General features: G+C 47.3%; 9 protein-coding genes. 1 reads left to right on the top strand and 8 read right to left on the bottom strand.

Annotated features, from left to right (window positions below; genetic code table 11):
* Positions 1-6 precede the first annotated feature (6 nt).
* Together H8796_RS05535 and H8796_RS05530 are read right to left on the bottom strand one after the other, a co-directional pair.
* Positions 7-3,186 carry an efflux RND transporter permease subunit gene (locus tag H8796_RS05535; protein ID WP_187343947.1) on the bottom strand — a complete coding sequence of 1,060 codons (3,180 nt, stop codon included), beginning with the start codon at positions 3,184-3,186 and terminating at the stop codon, positions 7-9.
* 14 nt (positions 3,187-3,200) lie between these two features.
* Positions 3,201-4,307, bottom strand: coding sequence for an efflux RND transporter periplasmic adaptor subunit (locus H8796_RS05530; RefSeq protein ID WP_004302838.1), 1,107 nt, complete (start codon positions 4,305-4,307; stop codon positions 3,201-3,203).
* A 223-nt stretch (positions 4,308-4,530) separates the two neighbouring features.
* On the opposite strand from H8796_RS05530, the gene H8796_RS05525 reads away from it, so the two are divergent.
* Complete coding sequence (locus H8796_RS05525) at positions 4,531-5,445, top strand: AraC family transcriptional regulator (RefSeq protein WP_117933365.1); 915 nt, start codon at positions 4,531-4,533, stop codon at positions 5,443-5,445.
* 538 nt (positions 5,446-5,983) lie between these two features.
* Here H8796_RS05525 and H8796_RS05520 read toward each other — a convergent pair.
* The 6 genes from H8796_RS05520 to H8796_RS05495 are packed head-to-tail and all read right to left on the bottom strand — an operon-like array spanning position 5,984 to position 15,335.
* Complete coding sequence (locus H8796_RS05520; RefSeq protein WP_117933551.1) at positions 5,984-8,023, bottom strand: fimbrillin family protein; 2,040 nt, start codon at positions 8,021-8,023, stop codon at positions 5,984-5,986.
* A 30-nt stretch (positions 8,024-8,053) separates the two neighbouring features.
* The gene (locus H8796_RS05515; protein WP_004324161.1) at positions 8,054-8,527 is read right to left on the bottom strand and encodes a hypothetical protein; all 474 of its coding nucleotides are present in this window, start codon (positions 8,525-8,527) and stop codon (positions 8,054-8,056) included.
* Positions 8,528-8,539: 12 nt separating this feature from the next.
* Entirely contained in the window at positions 8,540-9,721 is a 1,182-nt protein-coding gene (locus tag H8796_RS05510; RefSeq protein ID WP_117933363.1) for a glycoside hydrolase family 88 protein, read from the bottom strand.
* 14 nt (positions 9,722-9,735) lie between these two features.
* Positions 9,736-11,667 (bottom strand): heparinase II/III family protein, encoded by a 1,932-nt coding sequence (locus H8796_RS05505; RefSeq protein WP_117933361.1) that lies wholly within the window; start codon positions 11,665-11,667, stop codon positions 9,736-9,738.
* Positions 11,668-11,688: 21 nt separating this feature from the next.
* Positions 11,689-13,503: a heparinase II/III family protein gene (locus H8796_RS05500; RefSeq protein ID WP_117933359.1), complete on the bottom strand. Its 1,815-nt coding sequence runs from the start codon at positions 13,501-13,503 to the stop codon at positions 11,689-11,691.
* A gap of 20 nt (positions 13,504-13,523) precedes the next feature.
* Entirely contained in the window at positions 13,524-15,335 is a 1,812-nt protein-coding gene (locus H8796_RS05495) for a RagB/SusD family nutrient uptake outer membrane protein (protein ID WP_117971505.1), read from the bottom strand.
* Between the last annotated feature and the right edge of the window lie 17 nt (positions 15,336-15,352).

The raw sequence follows: 15,352 nt of genomic DNA, 5'->3' as shown, positions 1-15,352 counted from the left end.
TTTCATTTAGTTACGTTCGCGTTCAACTTCACTCTTTTCTTTCTCTAAAAGCACCTGTACGTCTGCTTCCTCCTCCATCGGTTTGCGAATTTTCTCCTGCAAATATTCAAAGATGATGTAGAAAACCGGAACGACAAAGAGCAATGCCAGTGTCCCGACAGCCATACCGCCTACCACACCCGTACCCAGCGAACTGTTACCGTTGGCACCTGCACCGGAAGAGAACATCAGCGGAAGCATACCGAAAATCATCGTCAATACCGTCATCAGGATAGGACGCAAGCGGACTTGTGCGGCAGAGTAGGCAGATTCCACGATGCCCATCCCTTTGCGACGACGCTCTATGGCGTACTCTGTAATCAAGATCGCTGTCTTAGCCAACAAACCGATCAACATAATCACCCCTGTCTGCAAATAGATATTATTCTCCAATCCGAGCAATTTGGCGAAAAGGAACGAACCCATCAGTCCGAACGGCACGGAGAAGATAACGGCAAACGGTACGAGGAAACTTTCGTAAAGACAAGCCAGAATCAGATAGACCAGGAAGATACAGATCGCATAGATGAAGACTGTCTGCGCACCACCACTACTTGCTTCTTCGCGTGCCATACCACCATATTCGTATCCGTAGCCTGCCGGCAAAGATTGTGCGGCTACTTCTTCAATGACTTTCTGCACCTCACCGGAAGAGTAACCGTCAGCAGGATTCACATTGGCAGTGATAGTACTGTAAAGATTGAAACGGTTGGCCGTTTCCGGTCCCAGCACTTGCTTCAGCGTTACGAACTGGCTTACCGGAGCCATCTCCGTACCATTGCGTACAAACATATTGTTCAATGCCTGTTCGTCGAGACGATATTCAGGTGAAGCCTGCATCATCACACGATATACTTTACCATACTGATTGTAGTTGGAAATATACGCACCACCGCAATAGCTCCCCACTGCATCGAGCACCGCACTTGGCGAAATACCCGCACGCTTACATTTGGCAGCATCCACTTCCACCGATATCTGCGGGAAGTTGATAGCATAAGAGGTATAAGCCATTGCTACCTCCGGACGCTGGTTCAAAGCACCAAGGAACTGTACAGCCGCTTCGTAGAACGTAGCCAGATCACCACCCGTCATGTCCTGAAGATTCAGTTCAAGGGAGTTATCCATACCGTAACCCGGAATCATGGCAGGCTGGAAGCTGAATACTTGCGCTTCTTTTAAAGATTGGAATTGTGCATTGAGGCGGGAAACCACGGCATCCGAGCTATGTTCCTTACCTTTTCGTTCGCTCCAGTCCTTCAGGCGGATAATGATTGTACCGTAAGAAGTTCCCTGCCCGGATATAAGTCCGTACCCTGCCACGCGGGCATAGTGTTCTATTTCGGGCGTATCTTTCAGGATATTTTCCAAACGGTCCATCACCTTCGTTGTTTCTTCGAGCGTGCTTCCCGGTGAAATGCTGACATTCACCATGATAACACCCTGATCCTCCTGCGGCACAAGTCCCGTCTTGGTGGTACTCATCAGATAAACCAACAGGGCAACGGCAACTGCCAACGAAGCCCATACCATCCAACGATGGCGGATGAAGAACATCACACCCCTCTTATATTTACCCAGTACGGCATTGAACGAAGCATTATACGCAGCGCGTACCCGTCCGTTAATACTCTTAGCGCTCTTGGTTCCGTCCGACGGACGCATCATGATGGCACACAAAGCAGGACAAAGCGTCAAAGCCGAAATCATGGAGATACCTACGGCAGTTGCCATTGTGATACCGAACTGTGTATAGAACACGCCCGAAGTTCCTCCCATAAATGTAACGGGAATAAACACAGCCATAAACACACAGGTACAGGAGACGATAGCCATCGTCACATCGCCCATTGCATCTTTAGTGGCAAGATAAGGCGACTTATACCCGGCATCAAACTTGGACTGCACCGCTTCCACCACCACAATAGCATCATCCACCACCGTACCGATGGCAAGCACCAAGGCAAACAGCGTCAGGATATTCAGACTGAACCCCGCAGCCACCAGACAAGCAAACGTACCTACCAATGATACGATAATGGAGATGGAAGGGATAAGAGTACTTTTAAGATCCTGCAAGAAGAAATATACCACAAGGATTACCAGGATGATAGCAATAATCAACGTCTCCACCACATTGTGTATGGAAGCGAAAAGGAAGTCGTTCGAGCTCATCATGGTGACAAACTCCGTTCCTTCCGGCAGATTTTTCTCCATCCGCTCTATCTGCGCGGTAATCTCTTTATTGACAGCGGTAGCATTGGAACCGGCTGTCTGGAAAATCATATAGAGAACGGCAGGCTGACTGTCCATCTCACTACGGAAACTATATGTCATAGTGCCCAACTCTACTTCCGCCACATCTTTCAAGCGGAGTATCGAGCCGTCCTCACGCGAACGGACAACCGTATTCTGAAATTCCTCCACGCTCTTCAGGCGTCCGCGATATTTCATCGTAAACTGGAAAACGTTCTGCGAACTCTCACCCAGCGAACCGGTAGGAGCTTCAATATTCTGCTCACCCAGTACAGCGGTGATGTCCGACGGTACCAGCCCATATTGTGCCATCCGTTCCGGTTTCAGCCAGATACGCATACTATACGTATCACCCAGCTCCATGACGTCTCCTACTCCCTCGATACGTTTTATCTGGGGAATAACATTGATGTCCAAGTAATTGGCCAGGAAAGTCTGGTCATAACGGCCATCAGTGCAGACCAAAGCACCGATCTGCAAGAAACTGGTCTGGCGCTTCATCGTGCTTACACCGACTTTCGTAACTTCGGCCGGAAGTAATCCCTGCGCCTTAGCCACACGGTTCTGCACGTTGACTGCTGCCATATCGGGGTCTGTGCCCTGCTTGAAGTAAACCTGAATAATAGCCAAACCTGCATTGGAGGCACTCGAACTGATATACATCATGTCTTCCACACCGTTGATACTCTCTTCCAGGGGCATGATGACACTGTTCATCACTGCCTCGGCATCAGCACCGGTATAGCTGGCAGTCACATATACCGTCGGAGGTGCAATATCGGGATATTGCTCCACGGGCAACGTGAAGAGTGAAATAAGCCCGATAGCCAGAATCAATACGGAAATGGAGATTGCCATCACCGGCCTCTTTATAAACATATTTCCTTTCATAATCAGTCTCCTTCTTATTTAACTTGCGTGCCTTCGCGCACCAGTCCGGCGCCTTCCGATACAATTTCATCACCGGCTTTCAGTCCGCTCAACACTACATATTCGCGTCCGTCATTGATACCGGCCACAGTTATCAGGGTAGAGACAGCCTTACCGTCCACTACCTTATATACAATAGTCTTGTCCTGCATCCGCACGGTAGCCGTCTGCGGAATGGCAATACAGTCTTTATAGATACTCGGCACTACTACCGTGCCCGATGCTCCGCTATGAAGCAACCGTGATTCGTTGGGGAACACCACACGCGCTACGACAGTACCCGTCTGGCGGTCGATGACTCCGCTGATGGATTCAATGACACCTTTCTTATCATAAACCGAATTGTCGTTCAAGTGCAATTCCACTTCCGGCATATTCTTCAATGCCTCATCCATATCACCATACTGGCGGGTAAGGGCAAGCAACTGATTCTCGGTCATGGAAAAATAGACATACATATCCGAGTTGTCGCTGACTGTGGTAAGCGGATAAGGCATATTAGCACCTACCAATGCACCCACGCGATAAGGCAATGCGCCTACTACTCCGTCACTGGGACTTTTCACCTCGGTATAAGAAAGGTTGTTGCGGGCACTGATTTCCTGGGCTTCGGCCTGTGAGAGTTGTGCCTTGGCAGTGAGATAAGTGTTCTCGGCTGTTTTCAGACTAAATTCGGAAACAACTTTCTGTGCATACAGTTCTTTGTTGCTCTTGTAAGTCAGTTCGGCGGTACCCAGCCCGGCACGTGCTGCTTCTACATTGGCAGTGGCAGTTTTCAGTGCAGCCTTGTAAGGAACCTGGTCGATAACGAAGAGTAATTGTCCCCGGCGTACTTTCTGTCCTTCGGTCACACAGAGTTTCTCAATCGTTCCCGACACCTGTGGATAGATGTCAATATCCTGCCGCCCGCGTATAGTCGCCGAATAGGAAGAAGAAAACTCTTTGTCCACCGCTTCTATCTGCATTACTGCATAAGAAGAAGATTTCACTCCCGCATCCGATGCCTGCTTGCAAGATGCCATCCACACTGTACAACCGACAATCCCTATCAGCCGTATCCATTTTTTGCTTACTGTAATCATACTTTCTCTTTTGTTCTTTTGTTAAATCCTGGACAAAAGTAGGAGAAAAGAACAAGGCAATAGTGACCAATTTCCCTCTATAAATGTCCTATTCTCGCCTTTTTCATTTATTATAGCTAACTATTTGTCAATAAACGACATATCAGACAATTATAAAGGCAATCAGGACATTCTGTTTTCCGCTTTATTCACCAACTTTGCAAAAAGAAAAAAAGAAAAGAATATGGAAAAAGAGAACATCAGACCAATAGATATAAAAGACTTTAAGGACAGTCAGCATACACTGGACTATATAGATAATGATTTTGCAATAGTCAACAGCCTGGAAGGAATTCCTGATAATAATGATATTGTCAGACTGGAATGTTTCATCATCGCCGTCTGCATAGAAGGGTGCATCCAACTGGACATCAACTACCGGACTTACCAGTTGAAGGCAGGCGATCTATTGCTCGGCCTTCCCAATACCGTCATCAGCCATACGATGTTAAGCCCTAAATATAAGGTAAGGCTTGCAGGATTCTCCACCCGTTTTCTGCAACGTATCATTAAAATGGAAAAGGAGGCGTGGAACACAGCCGTTCATATCCATAACAATCCGGTGAAGTCCGTAAGCGACGAAGAAGACAATTCTGTTTTCGGATTCTACCGGGATTTAATTGTGGCCAAGATAAATGATGAACCTCATTGCTACCACAGGGAAGTGATGCAGCATCTCTTTTCCGCTCTCTTTTGTGAGATGTTGGGGCAGCTTCATAAGGAAATAGAGTGCTCCGACAAGTCGGATCGTTCGAGAGAGAATATCAAGCAGGTGAATTATACCTTACGGAAATTCATGGAACTATTATCAAGAGACAAAGGTATACACCACTCGGTGAGTTATTTTGCCAACGAGCTCTGTTATACGCCCAAACATTTTTCGAAGGTCATCAAGCAGGCGTGTGGCAGAACTCCGTCAGACTTGATTAATGAAACGGCTATGGAGCAAATAAAATACCGGTTGAAGCATTCGGACAAGTCTATCAAAGAAATTGCGGAAGAGTTCAACTTCCCTAATCAGTCCTTCTTCGGGAAATATGTAAAAGCATATTTGGGAACATCACCGGCCAGTTACCGGAGCAGAAAAGAGGATATATGAAGAAACGCATATTTTATCTATTCTGTACCTCATAATTCGAGCTCCTCTCTTCTGAATCAGAAAAAACGCCTGTAATTTAAAACAGCACAATTCGCAAGCGATACCAAACGTCTATTATAGCTAGACAAATTGCAGTAAAGCAGACCTTTTAAAAGTATAAAAAGTCACGATATCATCAGACACATATCAGATTGCTATTTACAAACCAACAGAAAAGAAAGACAAACCAGCTCTAATTCTGCTCTCCCAAAAACCAGTTTCGGTTCCTTTAAAAGGAACCGACGGTTGGTTTATACCAAAGAGAGCGTTTGTTTTAAACAAACCGAAGCTTTGATTACACCAAACCGATGGTTTAGTGACACCATATATTGCATATTTCAAGGAAATAAATGCAATATAAAAAGAAAAAGCGCATATTCTTGCAACTGAATATGCACTTTTTCTTCTATTAGGTCCTTTTATCTTATTCCGGTTTTCTTCTGAATCTTAAAAATGGAACAGAGATGGAAAACTCTATTTCCTCATACAGCCCATAAACCTAACGATTCTCGGTATCTTTCATACACCGTACAGAGAATGCATGAGAACGACCGGAAGAGTGAGTCCACGTCTTATCGGAAACTTTATAATACAAGGAAGTAGCTCCCTGATCCTTATCATTTCCATAACTACTTGCCGATGAGTTGGACCAATAGCAAGCAGCACCCTTGCTAGCATCCAGCCCTGTATTATTACCATTATTTCCACCATTAGATCCCCACTTACAACCTGCTAACGGCCAATAAGCATAGTTTGTACCATCATAGCAATATTTAAATACCGCAGTTGCGCTCTGTTTCACAAATTCACCTTTCTGCTCTATCTCATCCAATACGCGGGGAGACACTACCCGATACCCTTTCGGACAAGGATCATAAATAGATTTATGACCGTCAGAAGGATTGAGATAAGTGCTCGATTCGTTCGGATTACCCCAGAAGTCATCTTTACGGTCGGTACGTGCACCGGTCCATGCACCCAGATACCAGTCGGATTTTGTATTCTCCACTTCATTGGTATAAAGCAATGCACGAGGATTTTCGATAGAGAAGCGGACATTGGTGTCTTGAGTAGGTATGTTAGTACCCACGGTTCCCGACCAGCCCACCGGCGTAGGACGTCCCCACTGGAAGTAAACACCGTTTTGTTTCCAGTTGTCTCCTTCGCATGTCATGTAAGTACCCAAATTACGATCTAACACTACATATCCCGTATTACCATAAGGGTGTTCTGCCGGAGTAGGGGTCATCCAGATAATAAAACTCCAGATAACAGTAGTCTGATCCTCTCCATAGATAGCCACCTGACCGCAACCGCCGTCGTAGCCTCCACTTACCTTATAGGTATTAATCGTAATACTGTAATCACTGCCAACAGGAATGATGTCCGTAGTAGAACCATTCACAGCAATCATCTTATGATTAACATTCAAATCGCACCCGAGAATAGTCTTTGCATACTTAGGTTCTTCCACTTCCATGAAGTTACCACGTGCTTTCACACTAATCGTATTGCTCACACCACTGGTCGAAATATTCGTCATCAAACAGTTGGATTCACCATAAGCCCATCCACCTGCCAGCAGACGTGTCTCTACAGGCTCGTACCATTCACAGGAATTATCCGAAAGTTTCAAGTTATTAATAGCAATCGTATTGACTGCATTGGCTTTCAGCTGCTTTCCTTCCTTTAGAATAGGAATTGTAACCGTCTGCCGGTCATTCTCCAGAGTGACCACAATGTACACCTGTTTGCCGCTTAAATCAGCAGGATACGTAGTCAGATATATATCCTGTGCGGAAGCAAGCAACTCGGGAGTAGTCAGTGAAACAGTGGCATACGGTTTGGCATCCGTACCGTATGTCAACTCGTCCGTATCCAGATTTGCGGTAAACGTACCGGAAAGAGGCGTTTTCGTCTCCTTGTCATACAGGGAAACACTCTTTAGCCTGTACGTAGAAAGTTCCTGGGACGAGATGCTGAACTTCACATAAGCCATCGCATGATTCAACGTAAATTTGGCAAGCATATCCGGACCGCTGACTGTTGCCTTGGCAAATGCAAACCCATACTTTCCAATATGATGACTATCACCCGGACGACTTTGCTCCTGCTCTACAGACAAGGAAGAAGTTATCTTGTTCCCGTCTTCGGCTAGTTCCGTACTTGCCCGGTACGGGTAATAGATAAGAAGTTCCGTAGCTCCTGCTTCCGCCATCTTCACATCGTCTGAAGTAAAGACACCGGAATTCTGCCCGATCGATTCATCACTTAATAAAGACTGCACATTGTGAATATCAGTCCCTGCCGTACGGGAGAAAACTCCCAAGGCATCACCCTCACTCCAAAGCACCGGATAAACATCGCCTGTTTTATCACCGATAGAAACACGCGTCTGCGGAGACGAGAGTCCTACCAGCGTCAGACATGAACCTGCCGTTACCGGTTCCCGGCCGTTATCGGACGAAATAAACTCGTCCTGTGTGCAACTTGTCATCATCAGAATCGTTACACCTATTGCATATAATTTATTTTTCATACCATTCATTCTTTTGAGTTACATCCTCGTTTACCATTCATTCTCTTCCAGATCACCGGCAGAACCGCCATCACTCCATGCGCCTTCTGTTCCTGCCGCTTTCCAAGTCTGAAAAGCGGAACACACGGCACGCCCCTCGGCATTATAGGCAATGATAGCACTAATGTAATTCACTCCCGGACGCAATCCTTCGGTGACTTTACGGGTATAGGGCAGAGATACCGGTTCTCCGTTTTCTTCTACGAATTTCACCAGCTTCACTTCAATGTTATAGTCAAAGCCGATGTCGGCCACCGGATAGAAATCAATGACTTTCGCTCCGAATGTAGTACCTGTTTGCTGTTCGGAAGTAATCAGAGCCGTATTGTCTGCAATCTCCGAAACTGTCAGGTTCATGGTGGGGATGACACGTGGAGCCGAATCATCCTTGTCCGAACAGGAGGCAGTTATCAGCAGTAATACGAAGATAAATGCCATGCTTATATGTAAGTTCTTCATAATCATATTGTATTAGTTTTATTTTTGTAGATTCTTATACCGTAGCAATGCTTCTAAAAAGTAATAATCGGCATACGTCAGGGGGACATCTACTTCGCTTTTATCCGGAAGTGCGCCTACGCTATGCTTCAGGAGGAAGTTCCCGTTCGTATCCGGTTCGGCCAGATACTCTTTCGAGGCAAGCGTGCGAAGTTGCTTTTCCGCCATGGCAAGATAAGATTCCTTGGCTTCCGTTCCGGGGATATAGCGGCTTAGCTCGATAAAAGCAGAGGCCATGATAGCGGCAGCAGAAGCATCTCGATAGGAGTGTTCTTCCACCGGAGCGTCAAAGTCCCAGTAAGGAATACCGTCGGCAGGTAAACGGCGGAGCAGCATATCGGCAATATGTCCGGCTTGCAACAGATAATTCTGATAACCCGTTAGGCGGAACATCATCGTATAGCTATACAAGGCCCATGCCTGTCCGCGACTCCAGGAAGAATTGTCCGAGAAACCCTGCACAGTCTGCTTGCCGCGCACTTCTCCGGTTTCAGGATCATAATCTACCAAATGATACGTAGAGTAATCATCGCGGAAATGATTCAGGATAGTGGTGTTGGCATGCGTGCAGGCTATGTTCTGCAAAGAATCATCGGCATAGGCTTTCGACATGGATAACAGTAATTCCAGGTTCATCATATTGTCAATAATCACCGGAAACTTCCAGTCACAACCTTTGCGCACAAAGTCCCAGCTACGGATTACACCGGCGGTAGGTTGGAAGCGGGTTGACAAGGATTTGGCTCCCTGATAGAGCACCTGTTTATAAGCCTCATTGCCCGTCAGCCGGAAAGCATTCCCATAACTGCAGTTCAACTGGAAACCTACATCGTGATCTCTGGTCACGTACTGTATAGAGTCGAGTTTCAGCGTATTCTTCTCGGCCAGCGCCTTCACGGCATCGTTCCGGGTATATTCATAGATATACCAGAGGGAGCCGGGATAGAACCCGCTGCACCACCAATAGATATTCGAAGGGACAAACTCACCCTCGGCAGAGAGCGTGCGGGGAAGTGTCTTTTCCGTCAGGCGGGTATCCATATTCGTGTATTGTTGCTCTGCAACGGTAAACACACGGTCAATCAGCGCCTCCATTGGCTCCTGCCTGGAGCAGGATGCCAATGTTAGAAGCCCTAGTATAGATAATAATAAGATTCTCATACGTTCAATTCATTTTATTTGGGGGACAGGGTTGTGGTAAATGTGGCAGTCTGGTTGGCTGTGACCGTTGCTTCAAAGCCGACCATATAAGTGCCCGGATTAGCCTGGTCATAAGAGTTTTCACTAGTGGTACTCCATGTTTTGTAGGTAGGCTTCACGGTTCCGCTGGCTGTGAGATACATCACTTTGCTTCCATTAGTTAGTACGATGCGGTTACTTTCCACCGTCGGGACGGCAGGGGTCACCATGCACCAGCGTACTTTGGCGGATTTATCCGTTCTTGCCTTTATCTCATCCATGACTACTAAATCTTTATCGTTCACGATTTTCACGGTACGGGTAGCGGATGCAACCTGATCGGACACTACTTCTGTCAGATCGAAAGTGGCTCCCAATTCCGTAGCAGTGTTGATGGTAGTGGTCAGGGTAGCCGCACCGTCCACCCGGTGACGGGCATCATTGATTGAGATCGTGCTATGATTGAGATTATTCAGGCGGAATACATCCCAACGCATCGAATTCTGTCCCATATCCCAAAGATTACCACCCAAACCGGCCAGTACCGACTCAAGAGTTGTATAACTTTGCAGCCCGAAATCCATCGACCAGCGTACTCCATACGCATCGTATACAAATGAACCGGCATCCATGTGCCCATGACTAGAACTGGCCTTGCCCCCTTTGATACCGAGGTATTTATCCGTATCCGTGTATGTCCAGTCGGTATGCACCATCACCACAGGCGTTTCCCCTTTTCCACTCCATAGCTTATTGGAAGGGGCGGAGATCGCATCCAGATTCAGATTATTGGCGAAAGCCATAATCATTGGCAGTAAGCGGTTTTCGGCACAAGAAGCGTATTCACCGTTCTTCAGCATTTTCAGTTCATTGTAGAGCAATGACGGGTTACTGTATTTATCGGCAAACCACCACGAAGCAAGTGCTGCGGTAGAAGAGGGAGCACAGTCCGAATAATTAAAGAACTTGCTGTTCAGCCCTGTCATATACAACATATATTCTGCCGTCTTGGAGAATCCCGGCGTATCGGAAAGTCCGTTATCCGTGCCAAGCGTACTGTTGAGGGCGGCAAGCATCAACACCTGATAAAGCGTGCCGTAACACCAGTAACCGCTGCCCTCCGGATAGTTGCCATCGGGAGAGTACATCACTTCCAATGCAGGTTTATTGGATTCTAAAGCCTTTTCAATCATGTCCTTTGCTTCGGAAGGATTGTTTTCATAAGAGGCCAGTGCCGCACAGACCAGTCCGCCATTACAAACCTGGTTCCAGTTGTTGGTAGCTTCATAGAAGTTCAGGTTCCAGTTCTTGTTCTGTGCCTGTTGGAAAGCAAACTTCAGCAATGCGTTGGCTGCTTTCGTACGGGTGGAGGCACTTAGTTCGTTATAGAGCCAGTCGTAGCCGAAAGCAACGGCCGTAGCCATTTCGCCCACATCGAGAAAGTGACGTTTCGAGTTCCAGTCGGGAAAGTTGCATACGGCATTGATATCGGTTTCCGCTTTAGTCAGATATTTGGCATCGCCAGTCATCCGGTAGGCATAAGCGCAGGTGAAAATACGCAATAAAGCATCACGGGAAACGTCGAGAATACGTTTGTTGCTGGCATCCAGCTTATAAGTCAGTGCCGTTGCATTCATCCCTTTGCTGTTGCACACTCCCATAATGGTGTTATGCAGCAAGGTCAGATTGGCACTCGCATTTGCATCCACTTTGGCTTTCAATGCAGTGAAAGCCTCAGCGTTCATCAACAGACGAGGATGGTTATCCGCAGTCAGTTTGGAATAATCCAGTCCACCCTCCGGCTCCGTAGGATTCGGTTTCTCATGGGTAGATCCCGGACGGAATCTGTTCTCGTCCTCATCGGAACAACTTACGGCTGTTCCTACGAAGAAAGCTATGATGATTGTTTTAAAAAGAATCGTTTTCATGGTTCAATGAATTTATTTGTATTACTTCAAAGGAATAAGTCGTACTTTCAGTTGCGAGGCACGATTGGCAGGAATCACCGTTTCAAAGCCAACGCGGATGGTTCCCGGATTGCGGAAATCATATTCATGCGGGGGCACGTTGGACCAGATTTTCATTTCTACTTCCGTACCGGTATCTGCTGTCAGGAGCATCCGTTGTCCGTCTTTAGTCAATTCTATGCGGTTCTTGCCTGTAATCTTGGCTTCTGCCGGAGTGACCATAATCCAGGATACGGTAGCTTCCTTATCGCGCGTCTCCAAGCGGTCTATTACTTCCAGATGGTCTTTCTGATCCAATATCACGGTGCGGACAGCTTTCTTCACACTATTGGCAAACACAGTCGACAGGTCTACTTCCGCCCCTTTCTGTTTCTTCGACTCGAAAGTACGGGTGATCGGGGCATTGCTCTCTACCAAATGGCGTTCTCCGTTAATCGTCAACGTATTGTGAGCGATATTGCTTAGCCGGAATACTTCCCAGCGTTGTCCGTTCTGCGACATATTCCACAGGTCCACTCCCTTACTTTCGAGTGTGATATAACTCTGCATCCCCAAGTCCATCGCCCAACGCACTCCGTCTCTCTCGAAGATAAACGACCCGGCATCCATGTGTGCATGAGAGGTAGAGGGCGAACCTCCTTTCACTCCCAGATAGGTGTCTTTCTTACTGTCCCATCCGCCACGGTAGATAAACACAGGCGTATCTCCACGGTTAAACCAGAAGTTTTTCTTCGGCTTTCCGATTCGATTCAGGTCGAGCTGTGAACAGAACACCATCAGGCTGGGTAGTAAACGGTCTTCGGCAAACTGCATATCCGGGCGGTCGAGATACTGACGTTCAATCCACAACAGGGAAAGGTCTTTCTCCTTGCCTGCAAACCAGAACATCATCATGTTACATTCCGCCTCTACCGGAGAATCCGAGAAACAGAAGCAGTCTCCACTCGGAGCCGTCATATACTGCATGAAACGGGCAGACTTCTTAAATCCGGGGGCTTGGGAGAGCCCATTGTCTGTGCCGAAAGCACTTTCGAGCGCAGCAATGAGCATTACCTGAAAACTCGTCCCGTACCCCCAATATCCGAATCCTTCGGGATAACCTCCATCAGGACCATAGCCTACCATCGCTTTCGGATTTGTCTCCATGCATTTCTCGATAATACCTTTCGAAATCTCCGGAATCTCTTCGAAAAGAGCCAGTGCACCATACGCCAATCCACTATTACATACGGAATTCCAGTTATTCTTGGCAGTGTAGAACCAGGCATGACGGGTATTCTTTGCCGCATCAAATCCTTTTTCGATGATTGCTTCACGCACCACCCGGCGGGTGTCGGGCTGCAAAGAATCATAGAGCCAGTCGTAACCGATAGCCAATGCCATTACCATCTCGCCTACATCCAGGAAATGAGTAGGGTTCCAGTCCGTGAAACGGCTGACAGCGAGCATCTCCTGTTCCGCACGGTGAGCGTATTTCTTATCTCCCGTCATACGGTAAGCGTATGAGAGGTAATAGATACGCTTCAATGCGATGCGCGAAATCGCCAACAGGCGTTTGCCCTCCTTGATACGTTCCACAGGTGGTTCCGTAAGTGTCCGGTCGCAAAGTTCCATGATCCGTTGGTGAACTGCTGCCAACGGGGGATACTCCACAATAGCTTTCTTAATAGCTTCTTCTCCGCCCTCCGGCAATAACAGCCGGGGATGAGGCTCTATCTTGCCATAGTCAAACTGTTGCGCAAATACACCTGTGCAACCGGATACAAAAATGAGTAATAGTAAAAGTATTTTCTTCATCCTTATTCAAATCTTTATGATTAATACGCCCAACCGCTTCGTTTAGTCAGGTTCGGGTTCTTTTGCGTTTCAACGATAGGAGCAGTCCACGGCCACATATAATCGGTGTAATACCAGTTATACTCTACCATATCGCCCCACCAGGACTTGCCGCCATTCACGTCTTTCCCCTGGAATTTGGTTTCTTTATAGGTTCCCCAACGTACTTCGTCGAAGAAGTTAATTCCCTCCAGACAGAATTCCACGCGACGTTCATAGCGCACTCTTTCGAGCATGTCTTCTTTTCCGTTCACTGCGCACGGACCGCTTCCGCCCTCTGTCAACGCAGGCATGTGGGCGCGGGTACGTACTTTATTCACCAGGCGGATGGCTTCTCCTATCTGGTCGGTCTGTGCCAATGCTTCCGCATACTGCAACAATACATCGGTATAGCGAATCAACGGCCAGTCGGTATGGCAACGGCTCCGGCTAATCAAGCGGCCTTTCTCAAACTCATTGTATTTACGATAGCAGTAGAAAGCGGAAGTACGTTTATCCAGCCAGAAGTCTCCGCCATTCGTGCCTTGTTCCTTCAACGGCCAGCGGAGTTGTTTACCGATTTGGTTGGCATCTCCGGCATAGTTAGGCTTGTAGCAATCTACCGGGATATAAGGGGTAACGACTGTCTGTTGCAGACGTGAGTCACGGTTGCTATACGCCTTTTTAATGCGGGCTTCGTTGCCGCTGTTCAGGTAATATTTCTGATAAATATCTTCGCCTACGCGTTTGATAAGACCATTCTTTTGTGAGGACATGGATTCCAGTCCGTCACGACAGAAGAAGATTTCACGTTGTTGCGGAGTCAGTAAGTCCCAATCTTCCAAACCGTCTACTTCCGACCATTTGAAATCCGATCCGTCGGCATTCTTATAATAGTCTACAAAGTCTGCGGAAGGTTTTATTTCCGTCCATCCGTCATACGTATCACGCGCACCGGTCATTTGCTGAATGTTGTCACAGTAACCGGTTTCTTCGCTGAACTGGAGCGAGAAAATCATTTCTTTGTCTTTCTCGTTTTCATATTTGAAGAAGTCGGCATATTCGCCTGTCCACAAGCCGTAGCCGCAGGTTTCCACTTCTTTGAAATCGTTGCCTGCTTCCTTGTATTGCTTCTTCCACATATATACCATGCCACGAAGCGCATAGGCAGCTCCCTTGGAGGGGCGTCCGTAGTTTTCGTTCAGCGTGTTATGGGGAAAATCGGGATTATTGATGCAATACGTCAAATCGTCCAGAATCACTTGCCAGACTTCATCTACCGAAGATTGACCACGCGTACAGTCTTCATTATTGATGGGTTCCAGATAAACGGGAACACCCTGATAGAGCATATTCAGCCGGTTATAGGCCCACGCACGGAGGAAACGGGCTTCGCATTGATAACGCGCCAGTTTGCCGGCAGCCATATCCGCTTTATGCAGATTGGCAATCGCATCGTTACACGCATGGATGATGGTATAACAGAACTTCCATTCATACCACACCTGAAAGTCATTGGCAGGTTTGGTAGCCAGCGAAAGCAGTTCCACCGGATAGTTGTTGGAATAATAATCGGTTGCGAAGCTCATGGCTTCGATTCCCTGGCGGTTCAAACCGTCGGCACGCCGGAGCTGGGTAGACGAGAGTTGGGTGGCATAGAACGGATAGTAGAGTCCTGCCATTCCCTTGTCGGCAAGCTCCTCCGTAGTCCACATGTTTTCACTTGCGATCTGGTCTTCCGGGGCCACATCAAGAATATCCATGCAGGAGGTAGCAGCCAGAGCCATCGTTAAAATCATTAATATCTTTTTCATATCAGATTCTGTTTTTT

It is taken from the genome of Bacteroides sp. M10 (assembly GCF_014334015.1).
In the GTDB taxonomy this organism is placed as follows: Bacteria; Bacteroidota; Bacteroidia; order Bacteroidales; family Bacteroidaceae; genus Bacteroides; species Bacteroides intestinigallinarum.
The sequence above is the reverse complement of the archived record's forward strand: the minus strand, read 5'-3'. Positions and strand labels throughout refer to the sequence as shown.

Bases quoted from the DNA above. Each gene is read 5' to 3' on its own strand.
- H8796_RS05500 (WP_117933359.1), bottom strand. From the start codon at position 13,503: ATGAAGAAAATACTTTTACTATTACTCATTTTTGTATCCGGTTGCACA.
- H8796_RS05525 (WP_117933365.1), top strand. From the start codon at position 4,531: ATGGAAAAAGAGAACATCAGACCAATAGATATAAAAGACTTTAAGGAC.
- H8796_RS05515 (WP_004324161.1), bottom strand. From the start codon at position 8,527: ATGATTATGAAGAACTTACATATAAGCATGGCATTTATCTTCGTATTA.
- H8796_RS05505 (WP_117933361.1), bottom strand. From the start codon at position 11,667: ATGAAAACGATTCTTTTTAAAACAATCATCATAGCTTTCTTCGTAGGA.
- H8796_RS05520 (WP_117933551.1), bottom strand. From the start codon at position 8,023: ATGAAAAATAAATTATATGCAATAGGTGTAACGATTCTGATGATGACA.
- H8796_RS05530 (WP_004302838.1), bottom strand. From the start codon at position 4,307: ATGATTACAGTAAGCAAAAAATGGATACGGCTGATAGGGATTGTCGGT.
- H8796_RS05510 (WP_117933363.1), bottom strand. From the start codon at position 9,721: ATGAGAATCTTATTATTATCTATACTAGGGCTTCTAACATTGGCATCC.
- H8796_RS05535 (WP_187343947.1), bottom strand. From the start codon at position 3,186: ATGAAAGGAAATATGTTTATAAAGAGGCCGGTGATGGCAATCTCCATT.
- H8796_RS05495 (WP_117971505.1), bottom strand. From the start codon at position 15,335: ATGAAAAAGATATTAATGATTTTAACGATGGCTCTGGCTGCTACCTCC.